18 protein-coding genes are annotated in these 22,071 nt (G+C 62.6%); 13 read left to right on the top strand and 5 right to left on the bottom strand.

The genetic code is table 11. The annotated features are described in order from the left end of the window. Positions 1-13: 13 nt before the first annotated feature. Positions 14-523: a peroxiredoxin gene (locus tag VHO05_RS03535; protein ID WP_329645232.1), complete on the bottom strand. Its 510-nt coding sequence runs from the start codon at positions 521-523 to the stop codon at positions 14-16. Between the two features lie 313 nt (positions 524-836). Here VHO05_RS03535 and VHO05_RS03530 point away from each other — a divergent pair, with 313 nt between their 5' ends. Beyond that, complete coding sequence (locus tag VHO05_RS03530; protein ID WP_329645231.1) at positions 837-4,550, top strand: AsmA-like C-terminal region-containing protein; 3,714 nt, start codon at positions 837-839, stop codon at positions 4,548-4,550. Positions 4,551-4,576: 26 nt separating this feature from the next. Here the strand turns inward: VHO05_RS03530 and tyrS are convergent, their stop codons facing one another. Continuing rightward, complete coding sequence (gene tyrS, locus VHO05_RS03525) at positions 4,577-5,836, bottom strand: tyrosine--tRNA ligase (protein WP_329645230.1); 1,260 nt, start codon at positions 5,834-5,836, stop codon at positions 4,577-4,579. A gap of 86 nt (positions 5,837-5,922) precedes the next feature. Here tyrS and VHO05_RS03520 point away from each other — a divergent pair, with 86 nt between their 5' ends. From VHO05_RS03520 to VHO05_RS03510, 3 genes are all read left to right on the top strand, one after another. Further along, positions 5,923-7,041, top strand: a complete 1,119-nt coding sequence (locus VHO05_RS03520; protein WP_329645229.1) for an anhydro-N-acetylmuramic acid kinase — start codon at positions 5,923-5,925, stop codon at positions 7,039-7,041. 351 nt (positions 7,042-7,392) lie between these two features. Next, complete coding sequence (locus VHO05_RS03515) at positions 7,393-8,070, top strand: hypothetical protein (RefSeq protein ID WP_329645228.1); 678 nt, start codon at positions 7,393-7,395, stop codon at positions 8,068-8,070. Between the two features lie 356 nt (positions 8,071-8,426). After that, on the top strand, positions 8,427-9,374 hold the full coding sequence (locus tag VHO05_RS03510; protein ID WP_329645227.1) for a DUF808 domain-containing protein: 948 nt from the start codon (positions 8,427-8,429) through the stop codon (positions 9,372-9,374). Positions 9,375-9,384: 10 nt separating this feature from the next. Here the strand turns inward: VHO05_RS03510 and VHO05_RS03505 are convergent, their stop codons facing one another. The 3 genes from VHO05_RS03505 to VHO05_RS03495 form a co-directional block, all read right to left on the bottom strand. Continuing rightward, positions 9,385-9,993, bottom strand: coding sequence for a hypothetical protein (locus tag VHO05_RS03505; RefSeq protein WP_329645226.1), 609 nt, complete (start codon positions 9,991-9,993; stop codon positions 9,385-9,387). Between the two features lie 126 nt (positions 9,994-10,119). After that, complete coding sequence (locus tag VHO05_RS03500) at positions 10,120-10,887, bottom strand: rhomboid family intramembrane serine protease (RefSeq protein ID WP_329645225.1); 768 nt, start codon at positions 10,885-10,887, stop codon at positions 10,120-10,122. Between the two features lie 113 nt (positions 10,888-11,000). After that, complete coding sequence (locus tag VHO05_RS03495; protein ID WP_329645224.1) at positions 11,001-11,771, bottom strand: alpha/beta hydrolase; 771 nt, start codon at positions 11,769-11,771, stop codon at positions 11,001-11,003. 301 nt (positions 11,772-12,072) lie between these two features. On the opposite strand from VHO05_RS03495, the gene VHO05_RS03490 reads away from it, so the two are divergent. From VHO05_RS03490 to VHO05_RS03450, 9 genes are all read left to right on the top strand, one after another. Next, entirely contained in the window at positions 12,073-12,561 is a 489-nt protein-coding gene (locus tag VHO05_RS03490; RefSeq protein WP_329645223.1) for an Rrf2 family transcriptional regulator, read from the top strand. After that, positions 12,558-13,676, top strand: a complete 1,119-nt coding sequence (locus VHO05_RS03485) for a cysteine desulfurase family protein (protein WP_329645222.1) — start codon at positions 12,558-12,560, stop codon at positions 13,674-13,676. Before VHO05_RS03490 ends, VHO05_RS03485 begins: the two co-directional genes overlap by 4 nt. A gap of 53 nt (positions 13,677-13,729) precedes the next feature. Then, entirely contained in the window at positions 13,730-15,199 is a 1,470-nt protein-coding gene (gene sufB, locus VHO05_RS03480) for a Fe-S cluster assembly protein SufB (RefSeq protein WP_329645221.1), read from the top strand. Between the two features lie 73 nt (positions 15,200-15,272). Further along, positions 15,273-16,028 carry a Fe-S cluster assembly ATPase SufC gene (gene sufC, locus VHO05_RS03475; protein ID WP_329645220.1) on the top strand — a complete coding sequence of 252 codons (756 nt, stop codon included), beginning with the start codon at positions 15,273-15,275 and terminating at the stop codon, positions 16,026-16,028. A 2-nt stretch (positions 16,029-16,030) separates the two neighbouring features. Further along, positions 16,031-17,419, top strand: coding sequence for a Fe-S cluster assembly protein SufD (gene sufD / locus VHO05_RS03470; RefSeq protein WP_329645219.1), 1,389 nt, complete (start codon positions 16,031-16,033; stop codon positions 17,417-17,419). Positions 17,420-17,445: 26 nt separating this feature from the next. Further along, positions 17,446-18,717 (top strand): cysteine desulfurase, encoded by a 1,272-nt coding sequence (locus VHO05_RS03465; protein ID WP_329645218.1) that lies wholly within the window; start codon positions 17,446-17,448, stop codon positions 18,715-18,717. Between the two features lie 14 nt (positions 18,718-18,731). Beyond that, complete coding sequence (locus tag VHO05_RS03460; protein ID WP_329645217.1) at positions 18,732-19,142, top strand: SUF system Fe-S cluster assembly protein; 411 nt, start codon at positions 18,732-18,734, stop codon at positions 19,140-19,142. A 92-nt stretch (positions 19,143-19,234) separates the two neighbouring features. Beyond that, positions 19,235-19,642: an iron-sulfur cluster assembly accessory protein gene (locus VHO05_RS03455; protein ID WP_329645216.1), complete on the top strand. Its 408-nt coding sequence runs from the start codon at positions 19,235-19,237 to the stop codon at positions 19,640-19,642. Between the two features lie 91 nt (positions 19,643-19,733). Then, on the top strand, positions 19,734-22,070 hold the full coding sequence (locus VHO05_RS03450; RefSeq protein ID WP_329645215.1) for a bifunctional diguanylate cyclase/phosphodiesterase: 2,337 nt from the start codon (positions 19,734-19,736) through the stop codon (positions 22,068-22,070). Position 22,071: the final 1 nt, after the last annotated feature.

Raw genomic sequence — 22,071 nt, 5'->3', positions numbered from 1 at the left:
GCCTGGCATTTGCTCATTTTGCTGATTTATTTTCGAGCGCCGCGAGCACCTCGGCCGCATGGCCCTTGGCGGATACTTTGCGCCAAATCCGCGCGATCCTGCCGCTGGGAGAGATCAAGAACGTCGCGCGTTCCACGCCCATGAACGTCCTGCCGTACATCGATTTTTCGACCCACACACCGTAGGCGACGGCGGCGGTTTTCTCCTGATCTGACGCGAGCCGCAGGTCCAATTCGTACTTGCATTTGAAATTGTGATGACGCCTGGGACTGTCGGGCGAAACGCCGACAACGACGGCGCCCGCTCGCTTGAAGTCTCGGTTAAGAGCACTGAACTCCTGGGCCTCGAGCGTGCAGGCCTCCGTATCATCCTTGGGATAGAAGTAGACGACCACGGATTGTCCGCGAAACGCCTTCAGGCTGATGTTTTCGCCGCCATCCGATGGGAGATCGAAATCTGGCGCCATATCGCCTTCGGCAAGCATGGTCCGTGCCTTTCTTTTGTCGCTTTTGGTGAGCCTCATCCCGGGTTCGGGGGCGGTGGGGCCCACGCGTGACAGGTTCAGGATCTCTCGTGCGAAACCGGCGCTTGCCAGGGTTCGCGCTCCTGCCTTGTTCGCATGGTTTTATCGTCCGGGTCCAGGCTCGCGCGTCGTCGGTTGCCGGCGATCAAGAAGCGAGCCGGACCCGTTGCAAACCGCCGCATGTCTTCGCGCTTGATAAGCCGGCAGGGAGACCGCAAAACGTCGAGCGATACACCCTGGCGAAGCCGGTGGCACACGCCTCACCGAGCAACCGGTGTTCTATCCAATCTCATCGGCCGGAGAACGTTTGGGGATGACGACGCAACGCTCCGGCAATCCATGGCCCCGGACAGGCTCTCCTCCCAGGCTTCCTGGCGAGCCGCCCCATACGTCGGGACGCCGTCCGCAGAAGCCTCAAGCAACCTCGCGTCGCCGCATCTACAGAGTGGCGCACCTCGTGACGCTCGTCCTCGCGCCGGTGGTGCTGCTTTCGCTCGCGGCTGCCATCATCATCTATGTGCGGCTGTTGCATGGCCCGGTTTCGCTCAAGTCGTTCGGGAGCAACATCGAGGCCAGCATCAATGCCGATCTCGACGGGTTCACTGCCGATATCGACGACGCCGTCATCACTCTGGCGGACGACTATCGAGTCGAGCTTCGATTGATCAATCTGCGGGTCAGCGATCTTGACGGCGATCTCGTTGCGTCCGCGCCGATGGCGTCTGTCGAACTCGACAAATCAGCCTTATGGCGTCTCTCCGCTGCCCCGGAGCGCGTTTTTCTCATCGAGCCGCGGCTAGCCGTTACCTACACGGAAGCGCAGGGATTTGCGCTCAGCATCTCGGACACAAGTGGTTCCACCGAGGCTTCCCCTAGCGACACTCCAAAAGCGCCTGCTCCCGTTCCGGCCTCGCGCGCACAGCTACCAGCCGCCGGCGCTCCGCTTCCTCCCTCGTTCCACCGCATCGACGTGGCCCGGATCTTCGCTGAGAGCACTGCGCGCGCCCGGCGGGGCGGCACGAGCTCGCGGATCCGCGAATTTGGTGTTCGCAACGCTACGGTTTCGGTCGCCTATGACGGCCAGACGAGCGACATCAGCGTTACGGAGGCATCGGTCGATCTCGAGCATCTCAAGCGGCGCAGCGTCATCTCCGGCTCAGCGACGATCGCGTCGGAGAAAGGGCCGTGGTCGATCTCATTCCGCACCGAAGAGACGGACCGGCGCAATCTGCTCAAGGTTACGACCACAGTGCACGACTTCGTGCCGAGCACACTTGCGAAGATCTCGCCCGCTCTTGGGCTGCTCGGCGTATTCGACACTCCGATGACCGGGGAGCTTGCGCTGGATCTTACGAGCGCGGGCGACCTCAAGACCGCCACCCTGGGTCTGGATCTCGCGCGCGGCTTTGTTCGTCTGCCGTCCGTTTCCGATACTCCCCTCCTGCTCGATGGCGGACGCCTGGCAGCCGTTTACGACGCCGATGCGCAGCATCTTACCATTTCCCCGTCCACGCTCGACTGGGGCGGCAGCCGCATAACCGTAGAGGGCGCCTTGTCGAGCGACCCTGCCGCGGCTGGGGAGCCGCAATGGCACTTTGGCTTGAAATCGATCAATGGCGTCTTGTCGGCGGAAGACTTCGGCATAGCTCCGATACCGATCGAGAGTTTCAAGGCATCCGGACGGATCATCCCCGGCGAGGGACTGGTCCAGCTCGCAGAATTCTTCCTCAAGGCGGGCGGCGGAGAAGTGCGCGTCAACGGCGAGATCATTACGGGCAACGGCGCTCCCAGCACGCGTGTCGATGCTTCGGTTACTCCCATGCCGCTCGCGACCCTGAAGGCCATGTGGCCGCGAGCCGTTGCTCCGGCCGCCCGGACTTGGGTCGGAACTCAGGTCACCAACGCAAGCCTTCAATCTGCTTCGCTGAAGCTGCTGTCCGGACGCTTCCTCGATACTGATCACGCAACAGACGGAACTGCGAGCGCCGAAGGCGGCGAACGTCTGTCGGCCAGCATCGAGATTTCCGATCTCAGGATGCATCCGTTACCGAAGAGCCTGCCCATTCAGGCTCCGCGCGCTACGATCAGGCTCGAGAACAGTACGCTGGAGGTGACTGTTCCCGAGGCCGCGATCATCGCAAGCGAGACGCGGCAGCTCCCATTGAAGGAAGGCCGTCTCACCATCGTGGACGTGCGGCATGACGCACCTATCGCGGAGCTCGCGCTGAAGTCGCAAGCGCCGCTTGCCGCATTGATCGACACGCTCAACCACAGCGAACTGCACCTCACGGGTCAGGGGCCGCTTCCCATCGACGGCGTCGACGGAAAGGTCGACGGCGAGATCAAGATCTCGATGCCCCTCGTCAGCGGCTCGCACGTCGTCAAGGCCGAAGGCAAGGCGCGGATCACGGACCTCAAAGGCAAGAGCAAGGAGCACAAGCTCGACCTGCAGGGCGGCACGATCGACATCAGCGTTTCGGACATCGGCGTCATTGCCAAGGGCGACATGATCGTCAACGGCGTGCTGACCCGCTTTCAGTTGCATCGCATCCTGGATGCGCCGCCCGACATGCAGCCGCCGATCCGAATTTCGGCCACACTCGACAATTCCGACCGCACGCAGCTCGGGCTTGATCTCAACCACATGGTGCAGGGCCCCATGGCGGTGGAAGTCACGTTCGCGCAAAAGGCCGATGCTCCTCCGGCCATCCATCTTCGCGCGGATCTGACAAACGCGGAGTTGCTTTTTCCAGATCTCGCATGGCGGAAAGCGCCCGGTCGTATTGCCTCGCTCGAATTCGACGTCGAGGCTCCGTCTCCCAATCTGATCGACCTGAAAAATTTCCGCCTGGTGGGCGACACGATCGCTATTGACGGCTGGCTCAAGGTCGATGACAGCCGCGAGGTCAGCGAATTCTACTTCCCGAATTTCTCGATCAACGTCGTCTCCCGGCTCGAGGTGAAGGGCAAGATCAACGCCAACAAAGTATGGGCCATCTCGGCCAAGGGGTCGACCTTCGATGCGCGAGACCTGTTCACGTCCCTGCTCTCGCTCAATGGGTCCGATGCCCGGATCAAGCCGCTTCATCCCTCGGCGGGTGTCGATCTCACGGCCGAGATCGATACCGTGATCGGTCACGGCGATGTCTCGCTTCGAAACTACAAGATGAAAACATCGGAGCGCAGCGATCGGCTCGTGGCGCACGACGGGCGCGGCACACTCGACGGCGGGAAGCCGCTTGCTGTTCTGTTGAAGGCGGATGGGCCGCGCAAGCTTTACGCGGAGTCGGCCGACGCTGGACAGGCGTTCAAGCTGTCAGGGTTCTACCCGAACATGCTAGGCGGGCGCGTCAAACTCGAAGTCGATCTCGAAGGGCGGGGCGCCGCCGAGAAGAGCGGAATACTCTGGGTCGAGGACTTCCGCGTCCTCGGCGATCCCATCATCTCGGAAGTGTATTCGAGCGCCGAGACGAGCGGCCCAGGTGACAACTCTCAGCCTAAGCGCAAGAAGCAAGTCGAGCGCGAGGCGTTTGATTTCCAGCGCATGAAAGTGCCGTTCTCGATCGGGCACGGGCAATTCGTCTTGGACGATTCCTACATCCGCGGCCCTCTCCTCGGCGCGTCGATCCGCGGCAAGGTTGACTACAACAACAAGCGTATCAGCCTCGGCGGTACGTATGTTCCGCTGCAGGGTATCAACGCCGCGGTTTGCGACATCCCGCTCGTCGGGCCGCTCGTTGCGGGTTTCGACTGCCAGGGCGTGTTCGGCATCACGTATGCGATTCAAGGGTCGATGGCGCAGCCGCAGGTTCTCGTGAACCCGCTTTCGATGTTCACGCCAGGCATCCTGCGCGGCATCATGGAGATGACAAGCCCTAATCCGCAGGTGCAGCCGCTGCGCGAACAGCAGCGGGCGCCCGCCGACCAGCGCGTACGCGCCTCAAGCTCATCCGCCGCTGACGGCGACGGATCGAGCGCGATCGACGGCTGGTCGTCTGAGACGACGCCGGCCGGGAAGAAGAAATAGGCGATCCGAAGCCGTCGTAACCGCGCTTAAACAGGCTTCAGAAGAACGTGCTTCTTCTTGCCGAGCGAAAGCTTGATCACGCCTTCCGGCGTGAGATCGGCTTCCGACAGCTTCGCCTTCTCGTCAGTCACGACCGTGTCGTTGACTTTGAGACCGCCGCCCTTGATCTGGCGGCGCGCTTCACTCGTCGATGCCACGAGGCCCGCGTCGACGAACTGGCTCAGCAGGCCGAGCGTGTCCTTCAAGCCGGCAGCACTGATCTCGACTGTCGGGAGGCCGGCGGCCGTGGCGCCCTGCTCGAACGTTTCCTTGGCGGTCTGCGCGGCGGCTTCGGCCTTTTCCCGGCCGTGCACGAGCGCGGCCGCCTCGGTGGCGAGCACCTTCTTGGCCTCGTTGATCTCGGCGCCACCCAGCGCGGCGAGCTTTGCAATCTCGTCGAGCGGCAGCGTCGTGAAGAGCTTCAGGAAGCGGCCGACGTCGGCATCCTCGGTGTTGCGCCAGAACTGCCAGTAATCATACGCGGAGAGTTGCGCTTCGTTGAGCCAAACGGCGCCGGCGGCGGTCTTGCCCATCTTGGCGCCGGACGCGGTCGTCAGCAGGTTGCAGGTCAGCCCGTAAAGCTGGTGCGGCACGCCCATGCGCCGGCCAAGGTCGATGCCGGTGACGATGTTGCCCCACTGGTCCGAGCCGCCCATCTGCAGGTTCGTGCCGTAGCGGCGCGCGAGCTCCGCGTAATCGTAGGCCTGTAGCAGCATGTAGTTGAATTCGATGAAGGAGAGCTCCTGCTCGCGGTCGAGGCGCAGCTTGACCGAGTCCATCGATAGCATGCGGTTGACCGACATGTGCCGACCGACATCGCGCAGGAACTCGATGTAATTCAGCTTCGCCAGCCACTCGGCGTTGTCGAGCATCAACGCGTCGGTCTTGCCGTCGCCGAATGCGAGGAACTTCGAGAAGACCGTCTTGATCTGGTTCTTGTTGTCCTCAATCGTTTCGAGGGTCAGGATCTTACGCGTCTCGTCGCGACCGGACGGATCGCCGACACGGGTGGTGCCGCCGCCCATAAGCGCGATCGGCTTGCCGGCGCCGGTCTTCTGCAACCAGTGGAGCATCACGATCGAAAGAAGGTGTCCGACGTGGAGCGACGGCGCCGTGCAATCGTAGCCGATATAGGCCACCAGCTTGCCGTCGCGAGCGAGCGCATCAATGCCTTGCGCGTCCGAGGTCTGGTGGATAAAGCCGCGTTCGGTCAGGATATTGAGAAAATCGGATCGGAAATTCGTCATGATGGGTTGCGAGGACCTTTCTCGCCCTCGGCGCCTTTGGGGCGCGGGGCTTTTGTTTCGGCAGGACCATGCATGAGGAGGGGCGAGTGAGCAAGCGACAGGGCGACACTTGGCGCGCTTTGGGCCTCATGAGCGGGACTTCGCTCGACGGTATCGACGTCGCCGTCATCGAAACCGACGGGGAGCGGGTCCTTCGGCGGGGCTTTGCCGCGACCTATCCCTATTCCGAGGCGTTCCGCGAAAAGTTGCATGCCGGATTGGCCGAGGCGACCACTTTGCGAACCCGCACCGAGCGGCCGGGGCGCCTGATGCTGCTCGAACAATACCTGACAGAACTTCATGCCGAGGCCATCGGCCATTATTGCGCGGATCACGAGATCGAGCCGGACAGCATCGATTTGATCGGGTTTCACGGACAGACGGTTCTGCACCGGCCCGAGGCGAAACTTACGGTCCAGCTCGGAGACGGCCCCCTGCTCTCGCGGCTTTCCGGACGGCCGGTTGTCTATGACCTTCGTGCGGCCGATGTGGCCGCAGGCGGACAGGGCGCTCCCCTCGCTCCGGCCTATCATCGCGCGCTCGCGGCCGAGATCGCCGAACGTCCCCTCGTGGTGCTCAATCTCGGGGGCGTGGCCAACGTGACGTGGATCGGCGCAGACGGCACGCTGCTCGCGTTCGACACGGGCCCGGCCTCGGCCATGATCGACGATTGGGTGAAGAAGACACTTGGAAAGCCCTACGATGCCGACGGCGCGCTCGCAGCATCCGGTACCATTCACGCCGACATCGTCGCCCGATGGTTGAACCATCCCTACTTCAAAACCCCGCCGCCGAAGTCGCTTGACCGGAATGCGTTCGACATGGAGGCGCTCGCGCACCTTTCACCCGAGGATGGCGCGGCCACCCTGACCGCTTTCTCCGCGGCAGCGGCGGGTGCAGCGCTCGAGCACTTTCCCGAAAAGCCGACGCTGTGGGTTGCGTCCGGCGGCGGGCGGCGGAACGCCACGCTGATGACCATGATCGCGAACCGCGTGGGCACGGCCGTTCGCCCGGCGGAAGCGTTCGACATCGATGGCGACGGCGTCGAGGCCGAGGCGTGGGCCTTCCTCGCCGTGCGCTCGCGGCTCGGCCTGCCGATCACGTATCCGGGCACGACGGGTGTGCCGCAACCGCTGACAGGGGGCGTGGTCGCAGAGGCGGGCTAGGGTCGTTCCGGTTTTAGTTGAATCGCGGGCCGACCCTAGTTCTTTGTTTTATCGTGCTTCTTATCGGAAAACCGGTTCCCATCCCGGCCTTCGCCGGGACAGGCTTTTTCCGGAAGCACTCTAGGTCGTGTACGCATAACCCGCGCGGGACGTGACAGGCGGGTTCTGCGGCCGTCGACCGAGGCCAGCTGAGGGCCAGGAGCCGACGTCGACAATTCGCCCGAATCGCTCGCGCCTATGGAATGCGCAATACGTGGCTGCTAGAGGTGACCGCTAGTGCGCCTTTACAAGTTCACTCCCACATTATCCATCGCTGAACAAGTCTCGAGCGGAGTGTACCGGTTCTACGAGTTGATCAAGTACAAAAAATTGGAGGAAGACACCGGGCGCTCTGACAATTCTGAGGGCACTCTCACCTTCGCCGAGAATGAAATTCAACTCTTTCCAGAGAAACTACCAAAAGCGAGTTTTAACGGTGTCGAGTTTCACTGCGCCAGCGTCGCCCCTGATGATCAATACCTTCAACAGTATTTCGTATTCTGCATGTGCGTGCAGAGCGATGCATCGCCAATTGGCGACTGTCGGTACGCTGCTGAACTAGACACTGATATTTTTGAGATGATTGAATTGTTGTTGCCGACTCCTGGTGGCAATCAAAACGCGAGCGATGGCGCTAAATTTTTTAGTCACGGGCGGGTGGAGTACTTCGATATTCATAACCATCCAGCGCCAATCAGAGGCGACCGGTGGAGAGAGGTGTACAAAAAGCACTCGAAGTTTTCCCAACAGAATGAGTATCGGGCCGTTTTGTTTGCTTCGGACCACTTCTTTGAAAGAACCCGCAAGACGCCAATGCTCGCCAAGCGAAATATCTACGACGCCAACAACTGCAAGATGGATTTCGATCTCAAGCTCAGAGTTCGTTCGAGCATAGACAACGCCGGTTGGCGGTACGTTGAGTTTGATATTTCGGAATTCCAGGCCAACCTACTCCGTGAGCCGTGCCCCGTGCTGACGTTAGGCAGTTAGCCAACCTGCAGGTGCCCTCCGCATTGTTCATGGCGTCTATGCGCAATGTCCGCTCTGGGTCAAACGGCGAAATCACCCATCTTCATGGCTATATCCGTTTCGGCTCGGAGACCGGACGCCAGCTAAACCCCACTTCAATGCTCTCCGTCGGAGGCTTCCGTCCGGCATTGGGGCACCTTGCGCGGGCGTTCCAGATCTGATCAATCTCAGATCGTTCAGGACGATGCATTTGCGACCGATGATCCACGTTTCGGACATTTCCTGCTCTGCCGATCCACGCCGCGCCCGATAGGCGGCGCGCAGATTGCAGCGACCAGGGTCCGAAGCGATCATGGTCTGTATAGGGAACGGGGACGATGAGCGGCGGCCTTCTGGCACTTTTGGATGACGTGGTGGCGCTGACAAAGGTCGCGGCCGCGAGCCTCGACGACGCAGCGGCGCAGGCCGTCAAAGTGGGATCGAAAACCGCCGGCGTCGTGATCGACGATGCCGCGGTGACACCCCGCTACGTCACAGGCATTGCCGCGGGACGCGAGTTGCCGATCGTCGGGCGTATCGCCTACGGATCGCTCAAGAACAAGCTTCTGTTCCTGCTGCCAGCCGCCTTGCTGCTGACGATCTTTCTGCCGCAGGCGATCACGCCGCTGCTGATGATCGGCGGCCTCTATCTCGCCTATGAAGGCTTCGAGAAGGTTCTGCATTGGGTCACGCCGGCGCATCCCACCACCCTCGTCGACGCCGCTGGATCAGGCTTGGACGAGAAGGCGCTCGAAGACCAGCGCGTGGCGGGGGCGATCCGAACGGACTTCATCCTCTCGGCGGAAATCATGGCGATCGCGCTCGCGAACATCACCGCGCCCGAGCTCCATACCAAGGCGCTCATCCTAACCGTTGTCGCCTTGCTCGTTACGGGTGGCGTCTATGGCGCGGTGGCGCTGATCGTGAAAGCCGACGACTTCGGTGTGGTGCTCGCGCGACGCAACGGTTTCATTTCCGGCCCCATCGGCCGCGGGCTCGTTTACGGCATGCCGCCGTTCCTGCAGCTGCTCAGCGTAATCGGAACAATCGCCATGCTTTGGGTCGGCGGCGGGATTCTCGTGCATGGGCTTCAGGAATACGGCGTCGGTGCCCCCGAGCACATCATCCACGGGTTCGCCGAAGCGGTTCGCGCGGCTGTTCCGGTTGCGAGCGATGTCTTCGCGTGGGTTGCCAGCGCGTTCGGAGCGGCGATCGTGGGCCTCGTCGCCGGCGCTGTCACTGCTCTCGTCGTCAAGATCGTGACGCTGCCGTTCGCAAAGGCTTAAGGCGCGGAGCTTATCGCTCGCGTTGCAAAGCCGCGGCCGGTCCCTCGACGAAGGCAGACACGACGACAAGCGCGACGAAAAGGACATGGCCTAAGATTTCGAGGTTTTCCTCGAACAAGTCGCGCGAAAGGCTGCCGGTCATGTGGGCGTCCCAGAAGTGCTGGTCGAACGATTTCGAGACGAGATAGGTCCAGATCAGAGACATCAGTAGCGTCACAATCGTCCTGTTCGAGATGAAGGGCTCGAAGCGATCACGCGCGTAGGATGCCCAGCCGATCAGCAGAACAAAGGCGATGTAAAATCCGGTATTGGTACCGCGAAAATGCAGCTCGCGGAGAAGCAGACACACGGCGAACACAGCGAGCCACTTGTAGTAGATCTCCGGCCGCGTGACCGCCAGCCAAGCGGCGATCGCGACGCCCACCGCCAGAACGATTGGCGAAAGGAATTCCGCGCTGTCCTTGGTCAGGTAAGGCGAAGCTCCGGGCATCGTGTTCAGGAAGTAGATGATCACGATGCCGAGCGCCGGCACCAGCAAGACCCAGTACGGCGTTAGGCGCAGGATTATTGCTGCGGTCGTAGTGTGCCATGACAGCGCCGCACTCAGCGCATCCCTCATCGATTGTCCCGTCGCAGTGTCACTAGACGGATGTAATCGATATGCGCGAGGAGGCGTCAAGCGGAGGGCCGGCCGTTTCGCCTTACAAGTTCCTTACAAATAAGGGTTTTGCGCACGGCGGCTGGTTCAGCGCCGCCACCACCAGGATATCCAGCGCATCCAAAGGTTCCACGGCCACATAGCCGAATGCGTGGCGGCTTGGGCGTCTTCGACGGGGTTCGCGACGGGCGCGAGGCGCGGCAGTAACAGCCAGCCCGTGACGAAACCGCCGATATGGGCCCACCACGCGACGCCTCCTCCGCCTGCAGGAACAGCCAGGGAGCCTGCGGCTTGGAAGAACTGGGTTGCGAACCAGAACCCGGCGAACAGCAGTGCCGGCATCATGAAGAACACCGGCAAGAACACGATCGGCTGCAGGATGTTCACCCACGCATAGGGGAACCGCCGCGCGTAGGCCGCGATGACGCCAGCGATGGCACCGGACGCGCCAAGCGCGGGAACGGTCGACGACCAATTGAAAACAATGTGCAGTGCTGTCGCCGCCAAGCCCGAGAGACCATAGATCAGCAGGAAGCGGCCAGGCCCCAGACGATCCTCGAGAGCGGGCCCGAAGACCCACAGCGTCCACATGTTCGCGATGATGTGGAGCCACCCGCCGTGCAGGAACATGCTGGTGATGACGGGCGTCAAGTCGGCGCGACTCAAGCCATTGGCCGCCGCCCAGGCGCCGTCGGTGTAGCGCGCGGGCACGAGCGCGTAGTGCACGATGAACGCCTGCTCCCCGGCCGAGGACAAGCTCAGCTGATAGAGGAAGGCGGCCACGCACAGGCCGATGATCGACCCGGTGGCATAGGGCTTCGCAGTATAGGGAATCGTGTTGTTGGCAGGGATCACGGGCGGCCTCGCACAGCGAACTCCAAACGCTCAGCGCGAATGCTAAGCGAGTGCGATGCCACCCTCAACGGTTTGCGGTGACCCGGTCTGCAAGTGATTGCGTCGCCGCGCGGCTACTCGTCGTCGCCGTCGTCCGCGTCCGGCGCGCCGCTCGCGGCCTCTTCGCGCTCGCGCTCGCGCTCACGCTCACGTGCCGCCTCGCGCTCCTTCTCGCGCTCCTTCTGGCTCTCACGGTCGGCAAGAGCCTTGGCGAGGCGCATATCGAGATAGCCGCCGACGACCTGCTCGAGCTCCGGCGTCTTGTCCTCGAAGAAGTGGTTGGCGCCGGGGATGATCTCGTGATCGATCTTGATGCCGCGCTGCGTCTTGAGCTTTCCGGTCAACTCAGCGACGGAGTTCGACGGGACAACGCGATCCTTATCGCCATTGACCATCAGACCCGACGAGGGGCACGGGGCGAGGAACGAGAAATCGTAAAGGTTCGAAGGCGGGGCGACGCAGATGAAGCCGTCGATTTCCGGACGGCGCATCAGAAGCTGCATTGCGATCCAGGTGCCGAACGAGACGCCCGCGATCCAGCAGTACTTGGCGTCCGGCTTCACCATCTGGAGCCAGTCGAGCGCGGACGCGGCGTCTGCAAGCTCACCCGGTCCGCCGTCCCAGAAGCCCTGGCTGCGGCCGACGCCGCGGAAGTTGAAGCGCAGGACTGAGAAGCCGCGCTGCGCGAAGGTGTAGTAGAGACTGTAAACCACCTGGTTGTTCATCGTCCCGCCGAACTGCGGGTGGGGGTGGAGGATGAGCGCGATCGGACTGTCGCTCGCGGGCTCGTGGTGGTAGCGGGCTTCGATGCGGCCCGCGGGCCCATTGATGATCAGCTCGGGCATGAAATCCTGCTCGCTTAAGTGTCCGGGTCAGATTGGTTTTGCTGGTCTCGAAGCGGGGCGCTCAGGGCGGCAGATGGTCGCTATCTAAAGTTCACGACATCGTGCCCAAGAGAATGCTTGATTTCCCCGCTCGGAATTTTCATATTCCGGTTGTAAGTTTAGAACTCTTCGAAAGAGACCGCACATTTGGCCGCCTTCGCGCGTCGTCCAGCGTGTGAAGCGTCTCCTTAGCACACGAAGGGTGGTCAGTTGCAAGCGCTATGCGCCTCCGCGGGGCGTGCGCAATCAGGATGGTGAGGCCATGGAGCTCAATACACGCGGTCGCTATGCGGTCATGGCGATGGCCGATCTGGCCAAACACGGCGACGGTGGCTCGGTGCCGCTGTCGGCGGTCGCGCAGAGGCAACAAATTTCACTCGATTATCTCGAGCAGCTGTTCCTGAAGCTCCGGCGCGCAGGATTGGTGGAAAGCGTGCGGGGGCGTCACGGCGGCTACAAGCTCGGCCGGCCGGCGAATGAGATTTTCGTCGCCGAGGTCATGTCCGCAGTCGAGGAAGGCACGCGCATGACCCGCTGCTTCGGCGACGGCGCAGCCGGCTGCATGGGGGAAACCCGCTGCCTCACACACGACCTTTGGACGGCGCTCGGCGAACGCATTGAGAGCTTCCTGGCCGGCGTGAGCCTCAGGGACGTCGTCGATGGCATCAAGCGTTCGCCGTCTCAGCCGGGTGTCCGGCCCTCGTCCGTTGCCAGTCACTCCGTATCAACCCTGGAGGGCCCGGCGCAGTGAGCGTTGCGCGCACATATCTCGACTACAACGCTTCGGCGCCGCTTCGTCCTGAAGCGCGCGATGCCGTCGTTGCAGCGCTCGATGTGTTCGGGAACGCCTCCTCCGTGCATACCGAAGGCCGGCGCGCGCGTGCGCTTGTCGATGAGGCACGGGCATCCATCGCGGAACTCGTCAATGCCGATCCGGCTGAGATTGTTTTCACGAGTGGCGCGACGGAGGCCAACACCTGGGCGCTGACAGCGCCGTGGGATCGCATCGCGGTGGCGGGCATCGAACATGACTCCGTTCGCGCACCCGCTGCGCAGACCGCCGCCGAGCGCGGCGTTAAGACGATCGAGTTGCCGGCCACACCGGATGGAACGGTGGATTATAAGACCGTGGGTTTGGGCGCCGGGACGCTGATGGTGCTCCAGCGCGCCAACAACGAGACCGGCGTACTTCAGGATGTGGAAGCCGCCGGACTCTGGGCCACGGAAAACGGCGTTCGCATTCATTGCGATGCGGTGCAGGCACCGGGACGCATTCCGATCAATTTCCGGACGCTCGGCGCGACCACGCTCAGCCTATCGGCGCACAAGATCGGCGGCCCAAAAGGCATCGGAGCGCTCGTCATCAGCGGCAATGCTCCTCTCCCTCCACTCTTCACGGGCGGCGGGCAGGAGGTGCGGCGGCGAGCCGGCACAGAGAACGTTGCGGGAATCGCTGGCTTCGGCGCCGCCGCACGCGCGGCCCTTCGGGATCTTGCCGATACGCCGCGAGTCGCAGCCCTTCGCGACCAGCTCGAAGCGGAGGTCCTGCGTGCGACGCCCGAGGCCGTAGTGCTCGGCGCAAACGCGCCCCGGCTGCCCAATACGTCGTCGATTGCATTACCAGGGCATTCTGCGGAGACGCTGGTGATCAAGTTCGACCTCGCGGGCATCGCGATCAGCGCAGGCGCGGCGTGCTCGTCCGGCAAGGTCGGACAGAGCCACGTGCTTACCGCCATGGGGCTTGCGCCCGAGGTCGCGCGCAGCGCGATCCGCGTCAGCCTCGGGACGCAAACGACGGAGCAGGACATCGCAGCGTTTCTCGCTGCGTGGAAACGGATTTGTGGCAGCGCATCGCTCGCCGCGTAGTTTGACCAATGCAAAGCGCGGCCTCGGCGGGCCGCACGAAAAGGTGGAAGTAGATGGCTGCAGTTCAGGAGACGATCGACCAGGTCAAGAAGATCGACGTCGATCAGTACAAATACGGCTTCGAGACCAACATCGAGTCGATCAAGGCGCCGAAGGGCCTCAGTGAGGACATCGTCCGCTTCATCTCCGAGAAGAAGGGCGAGCCGCAATGGATGCTCGATTGGCGGCTGGAGGCCTATGCGCGCTGGCGCAACATGGTCGAGCCGTCGTGGGCCAAGGTCAGCTATCCGAAGATCGATTTCGAGAACCTCTATTACTACGCCGCTCCGAAAGGCACTGAAGGCCCAAAGAGCCTCGCCGACGTCGATCCGGAGCTGCTCGAGACCTATGCCAAGCTCGGCATTCCGCTCAAGGAGCAGGAAGTGCTGGCGGGCGTGCAGGGTGCGCGCGTCGCGGTCGACGCCGTGTTCGACAGCGTCTCGGTGGTCACGACCTTCAAGGACGAACTCAAGAAGGCCGGAGTCATCTTCTGCTCGATCTCTGAGGCCGTTCGCGAGCATCCCGAGCTCATCAAGAAGTACCTGGGCTCGGTCGTGCCGCAGGGTGACAACTTCTACGCGGCGCTCAACGCGGCGGTGTTCTCCGACGGCTCGTTCGTCTACGTGCCGGAGGGCGTGCGCTGCCCGATGGAGCTTTCGACGTATTTCCGCATCAACGAGAAGAACACCGGTCAGTTCGAGCGCACGCTCATCATCGCCGAGAAGGGCGCGTATGTATCCTATCTCGAAGGCTGCACGGCGCCGATGCGCGACGAGCACCAGCTCCATGCGGCCGTGGTCGAGCTCGTTGCGATGGACGACGCCGAGATCAAGTACTCGACGGTGCAGAACTGGTACCCGGGCGACAAGGACGGCAAGGGCGGCATCTATAACTTCGTGACCAAGCGGGGTGACTGCCGCGGCCATCACTCGAAGATTTCGTGGACGCAGGTGGAAACCGGCTCGGCGATCACGTGGAAGTATCCCTCGTGCATCCTGCGCGGCGACTACAGCCGCGGCGAGTTCTACTCGATCGCCATCTCGAACGGCCGCCAGCAGGTCGACAGCGGAACCAAGATGATCCATCTCGGCAAGAACTCGTCCTCCCGCATCATCTCGAAGGGTATTGCGGCCGGTCACTCCCAGAACACCTATCGCGGGCTCGTCTCGGCGCACCGCAAGGCGACCGGGGCCCGCAACTTCACCAACTGCGACTCGCTGCTCATCGGCGACAAGTGCGGCGCGCATACGGTGCCGTATATCGAAGCCAAGAACTCGAGCGCGCATTTCGAGCACGAGGCGACGACGTCGAAGATCTCGGACGACATGCTGTTCTATTGCCAGCAGCGCGGACTTTCTGCGGAAGAGGCAGTGGCGCTGGTCGTGAACGGCTTCGTGCGCGACGTGCTGCAGCAGCTCCCGATGGAATTCATGGCGGAGACGCAGAAGCTGATCGGCGTGAGCCTGGAAGGAAGCGTGGGCTAAGCACGAAGCTTCACACAAAAACAGATTTGACAGCGGCCGACGGCAGGCCGAACCAGAATTCAGAGGTAAGTAAATGCTCGAGATCAAGAACCTGCATGTGAAGCTCGAAGACGAGGACAAGCAGATCCTCAAGGGGCTCACGCTCACGGTGCCGAAGGGCGAAGTGCACGCCATCATGGGGCCGAACGGCTCCGGTAAATCGACGCTCGCGCACGTGCTCGCGGGCCGTGACGGTTACGTGGTCACCGATGGCGAACTCAACTGGAACGGCGAGAGCCTGATCGACATGGAGCCCGACGAACGCGCCGCGAAAGGCGTGTTCCTGGCGTTCCAGTATCCGATGGAGATCCCGGGCGTGGCCGGCCTCACGTTCCTGCGCACGGCCGCCAACGCAGTGCGCAAGAAGCGGGGTGAAGCGGAACTTTCGACGCCCGAGTTCTTGAAGCTGGTGCGTGAGAAGGCGGGCAAGCTCAACATCGACATGGAGATGCTGAAGCGTCCCGTGAACGTCGGCTTCTCCGGCGGCGAGAAGAAGCGGGCAGAAATCCTGCAGATGGCCGTACTCGAGCCGTCGCTTTGCGTGCTCGACGAGACCGACAGCGGTCTTGATATCGACGCTCTCAAGATCGTGGCCGAGGGCGTGAACGCGCTGCGCGGCCCGGATCGCGCCATGCTCGTCATCACGCACTATCAGCGGCTCCTGAACTATATCGTACCGGATCGCGTACACGTTCTGGCTGACGGCAAGATCCAGGCGTCCGGCGGAAAGGAACTCGCACTCGAACTCGAAAAGTCCGGGTACGCGGGCTACCAGGGCAAGGCAGCGTAACGATGAGCCAGGTGCAAGCAATCAAGCCACAGGCCGCGGGGCGGCCCAGCTCCGTGCAGCCGCTAAAGACCAAGGCGGAAACGGCGCTCGCCGAAGCTTTCACGCAGGTTGAGCGGCAGCTTCCGGGCGGCGACTGGCTGCGCCAGCTTCGCCGCGCCGCCGCCGGCGCCTTCACTGCCGAGGGGCTGCCGCACCGTCGCGTCGAGGAGTGGAAGTTCACCGACCTCCGTGCGTTCCTGCGCGAGGCGTTCCCGATCGCGGGCGACGCCGAGCCGCCGAAGTCCGCCACCATCGAGGCCATGGTCCGCGATGCGCTGCCCGGCGCCAAGCTTTCCAAAGCATTCGCCGCATTCGTCGACGGGCGGGGCGTGGCCGAGGCCGGTCTGGGTTCGATCTCCGAGCTCGACGGCGCCTTCGTTTCGCGCTTTCTCGATCATCCTCCGGCTTGGCTCGAAAACGAGGTGAGCGAGGTCAGCGGTCATGTGGGCGACGGCGTTCTCGCGCTCAACACGGCGCTGTTTTCCGATGGTGCCGTGCTCGATATCGCCAATGGCCGCTCGATCGACACGCCGATCGCTCTAGTCTTCGGCAGCGGCGACGGCGCAGCGCAGACCGTCGTAACGCGCAACGTCGTGCGCGTGGGCAAGAATGCCAAGGTCGTGCTGGTGGAATGCCACCTGGAACCCGCGGCTCCGCGCCAGGTCAACACGCTGACACAGATCGTGCTCGGCGATGGCGCCGAAGTGGTCCACATCAAGCTCGTCGCCAGCCGCGAGGGCTCGATTCATCTGGGCCGCACGGTTGCCAAGCTGGGGGCGAACGCCACCTATCGTCCGTTCCAGATGGTGAGCGGCAACGGGATCGTGCGCAACGATCTCGCGATCACCTTCAAGGGTCAGCACTCGACGTTCGACCTTGGATCTGCGCTGCTGGTCTCGGGTCACGGGCATACCGACACGACGCTCGTCGTCGATCATGCGGTGCCGCACTGCACGAGCCGCGAGCTTGTGAAGTGCGTGCTCGCCGATACATCGCGCGGTGTGTTCCAGGGCAAGGTGATCGTGCGGCCGGACGCTCAAAAGACGGACGGCAAGCAGATGGCGCAGGCGCTCATGCTCTCGCCGGATGCGGAGTTCGACAGCAAGCCGGAGCTCGAGATCTACGCCGACGACGTGGTCTGCGGACACGGCAGCACGTCGGCGGAGATAGATCCGGATCTGGTTTTCTACCTGCAGTCACGCGGCATTCCGCGCGACGAAGCCCACGCCATGCTCGTCGAGAGCTTCATCGGGGAGGCCATCGACAAGGTTGAGCCAGAGGATGTGCAGGAGGCGCTTCGCGGCCTCACACGCCAGTGGCTTCAGCGGGAAACTCCGCGCAAGCAGGCTTAGGGCTCGGCCAGCAAAGGGACGGGAAGATGACAACTGCCACACGCAAACAGACTGAGAAGGTACAAAGCCCTTCGACGCTGCCATTTGATGTCGAGCGCGTGCGTACCGACTTCCCGGCCCTTTATCGCGACATCTACGGGAAGCCGCTCGTCTATCTCGACAACGGCGCCTCGGCGCAGAAGCCGCTGTCGGTGATCGAGGCGATGGATCACGCCTATCGCTTCGAGTACGCGAACGTGCATCGTGGGTTGCACTATCTCTCGAATACCGCCACGCAGCGCTTCGAGGAGGCGCGGGAGACGGTGCGCCGCTTCCTCAACGCGCCCTCCGCCGACGAGATCATCTTCACGCGTAACGCGACGGAGGCGATCAACCTCGTGGCCTCGTCGTTCGGGGCGTTGGAGATCGGCGAAGGCGATGAAATCGTGCTCTCCATCATGGAGCACCACTCGAACATCGTGCCGTGGCATTTCCACCGCGAGCGCAAGGGCGCCGTGCTCAAATGGGCGCCGATCTCGGACACGGGCGAGTTCCTGATCGACGAGTTCGAACGGTTGCTGACGCCGCGCACGAAGATCGTGGCGCTCACGCACATGTCGAACGTGCTCGGCACCATCGTGCCGATCAAGCAGGTGATCGAGATCGCGCACGCGCGCGGCATTCCGGTGCTGGTGGACGGCAGTCAGGCAGCGGTGCACCTGCCCGTCGACGTGCAGGATCTGGATGCGGACTTCTACGTCTTCACCGGACACAAGACGTACGGTCCGTCGGGCATTGGTGTGCTCTACGGCAAGAAGAAGTACCTCGACATCATGCCGCCCTACCAGGGCGGCGGCGAGATGATCGAGGTCGTGCAGGTGGACCGCATCACCTATGGCAAGATCCCGCACCGTTTCGAAGCCGGCACGCCCGCCATCGTGGAAGCGGTCGGATTGGGCGCCGCGCTGTCCTACATGATGCAAATCGGCCGCGACCGTATCGCGCGGCACGAGGCGGAAATCGGCGCCTATGCCGCCGAGCGGCTAGCAGCGATCCCGGGCCTGACGCTGCACGGGACGGCCAAGGGCAAGGGCGCGATCCATTCCTTCTCGATGGACGGTCTTCATCCGCACGACGTGTCGACAATCATCGACCGCTCGGGCATCGCGATCCGCGCCGGCCATCATTGCGCACAACCGCTGATGGAGCGGCTCGGAGTGACGGCGACCTGCCGGGCCTCGTTTGCAATGTACAATACGAAGGCGGAAGTGGACGCCCTGGCGGATGCATTGATCCGCGCCAAGGACCTGTTCGCATAGTGACTGGAAGAGCCATGACGGAGCTTGATCAGAACGAGACGGTGCCCGACGCGGCTCCCAAGCAGGACGTTGCTCCGGATCCGGCGCCGTCCCAGGCTTCAGCGCTGCCGCAGGAAGAGCTTGACCGCTTGACCAGCGACATCGTGGCCGCACTCAAGACCGTCTACGATCCCGAGATCCCGGCCGACATCTACGAGTTGGGGCTGATCTACAAGATCGACATCAACGACGACCGCGAGGTTGCCGTCGAGATGACGCTCACGGCGCCCGGTTGCCCCGTGGCCGGCGAAATGCCGAAGTGGGTGGAGGATGCGGTAAACACTGTGCCGGGCATCAGCGGCACCAAGGTCACCCTCACCTTTGATCCGCCGTGGGACCAGAGCCGTATGTCCGACGAGGCGCGGCTCGCGCTCAATATGTTCTGAACCCTGGGTTGCGCCGCCCTTCTCGCAAACTGATCTATGTCACGCTATATTAAGCGCACGACTTGGCCTTGACCCAAGGACAGCTGCACGCAATGACCGACCAGACCACGACAGCATCCCGCAGACCTCGCCCGAAGGTCATGACACTCACGCCTCGCGCGGCAGAGCGCGTGCGCGCGATCATGACGTCCAAGGGGCCCGAGGTGGCTGGTCTCAAGATCGGCGTAAAGAAAGGCGGCTGCGCGGGCATGGAATACACCATGACCTGGGCGGACAGCGTCGGGAAGTTCGACGAGGTGATCGAACAGGACGGCGCGCGTGTGATCGTCGATCCGCAAGCCGTGTTGTACCTGCTCGGCACAGAGATGGACTTCAAGACCGACAAGCTCTCGTCCACGTTCGTGTTCAACAACCCAAACCAGACGAGCGCCTGCGGCTGCGGCGAGAGCGTGAACCTCGTACCGGCCGGAAAACCCGATCTCGAGGCGCTGAAAGACTAACCAACCGCTAAGAAATCCAGCAGCATACGCCGGAATCTTTTTTCACTTTCGTCGAGTATATAACTGACCCAGGATATTCTGGGTCAGTTGTATGCGTGTACTTTCTTGTATTGTGACCGAGCATAATTTGCTCCTGGTTGCGCTAGCCGCCCTCATTTGCGCCCTCGGTGCCTGGATGACCATCCGGCTTCTGGCGCGCGCACGCACACAGGAGGGAGGCACCTCGGCGGCCTGGATTTTCCTCGGCGGTGTCGCAGCCGGATCGAGCATCTGGTGCACGCATTTCGTGGCCATGCTGGCTTACGAGTCCCCAACGCCCGTGACCTACGAGCCCGAATTGACCGCGTTGTCGCTCGCGATCGTGATAGCGACCAGCATCGCGAGCCTGTGGATCGCATCGCGGCGGGCACCGCTTTGTACCGAGGTGGGAGGCGCCACCTTCGGCGGCGGTGTTACGGCCATGCACTACGTCGGCATGGCGGCCTTCTCGGTCGACGCAGCGATCAGTTGGAACAGCTCCTATCTCGTCGCGTCGATGGTCTGCGCAACGGCTATTTCCGGTGTCGCATTCCGATTTGCCAATTCCGGCCGCCCCGGCTGGAGCACCTACGGCGCCATCGCCATTCTCGTGCTTGCCGTGGTCAGTCTGCATTTCACCGGCATGGCGGCCATGACCATCATGCCGTATGCCCCCTTGGATGACGCAGTTACAGGCACCTTGGCCCGCGAGATGCTGGCTTTTGCTGTCACCGGCGTCGGGCTCCTCGTCGTCGGAATCGTGGGGGTGTGCTACTTCATCGACACGCAAATGCGCGAGCAGTCGACCAACAGGCTCCGGCATCTCGCGGAAAGCTCTGCGGATGGAATGCTCATCGAGCACAACAAAGGAATCATCATCGTCAACGCCGCCTTCGAGACGCTGAGCGGTTTTACACGGGCAGATTTGATCGGCCGTGCCATGGACGCAGCAGGCTTCAGTGTAGATGCCCTCTCCGAGGGCGGGATCGTGCGTGCGACGTTGACGCCGAAGCAAGGGGACAACATTCCGGTCGAGATTGCCGCTCATAGCGAAGATGGCGGGACTGGCGAGGCTGACTTGCGCGTTTACGCCCTGCGCGACATCCGTCCTCGACTGGAGCAGGAACGCAAAATTGCGGATCTTGCCCGGATCGACAGCCTCACCGGCCTCCCGAACCGCATGGCGTTTCTCGAGCACCTGCATCGCGTGATCGATCTTGCGGGAGCCACGAGATGTGTCTCGCTCGTCGCCATCGATCTGAACCGCTTCAAGGAAGTCAACGACCTCTATGGTCACGCGGCGGGCGATACCGTTCTCCAGGTATTGAGCGCGCGCATGCGTGCGGTGCTAAGGGACGGCGAGGTCTTGGCGCGCCTCGGCGGAGACGAATTCGTCGCCGTGCAGACAGCATCCGACCGCGATAAGGCCGCGGATCTCGCGAGCCGGCTCGAAACGATTTTATACTCGCTCGTGTCACTCGAGCTTTCGGACGTCTCCTGCGGAGGCAGCCTCGGCATCGCGATCTATCCCGCGCATGCTTCGAATGCGACCGCGCTGATGAACAACGCCGATCTCGCCATGTATCGCGCGAAAGCATCGCACTCCGACAACATCTGCTTCTACGAAGAGGACATGGACGAGGCGATGCGCGCACGGCGGCGTACGGTGCAGGAGTTACGGGGGGCCATCACCCGTAACGAGTTCGAACTGCGCTTCCAGGTCCAGGTCTCTGCCTCGACGGAGGAGATTAGCGGTTACGAGGTGCTCCTGCGCTGGAAGCATCCGGAGCGCGGCTACGTTTCACCCGTCGAATTCATTCCTATTGCCGAAGAGTCCGGCCTCATCGTGCAGATCGGCGAGTGGGTTCTGCGTGAGGCCTGCCGAGAGGCCGCCAATTGGCCGATACCGCACAAGATCGCCGTGAATCTTTCGGCCGTGCAGCTTGGCCAGCCCAACTTGCCCGACGTAGTGGGCCAGATACTCACCGAAACCGGGCTCCCGCCGTCGCGGCTCGAGTTCGAGGTTACCGAAACGTCGCTGATCCAGGACATGGAGCGCACCGTTCATATCCTGGCCCGTCTCAAGGCTCTCGGCATCACGATCGCGATGGACGACTTCGGCACGGGCTACTCGTCGCTCTCGACGCTGCGCGCGTTCCGGTTCGACAAGATCAAGCTCGACAAATCATTCGTAGACGACATCGAAACCGAGCCTCAAGCGCGCGCGGTCATGCTGGCCGTGATGGCGCTTGCCGCGGGACTTGATATCCCGGTTCTCGCCGAAGGCGTGGAATCCCGCGAGCAGTTCACCTTCGTGCGCGCCAGCGGGTGCAAAGAGGTGCAGGGCTTCCTGTTCGGCCGTCCCACGCCAACGATCGAAACCGAACGCGCTCGGGAAGAGGCGGCCTGAC

This window comes from Hyphomicrobium sp. (assembly GCF_036262015.1).
Taxonomy (GTDB): domain Bacteria; phylum Pseudomonadota; class Alphaproteobacteria; order Rhizobiales; family Hyphomicrobiaceae; genus Hyphomicrobium_C.
The sequence above is the reverse complement of the archived record's forward strand: the minus strand, read 5'-3'. Positions and strand labels throughout refer to the sequence as shown.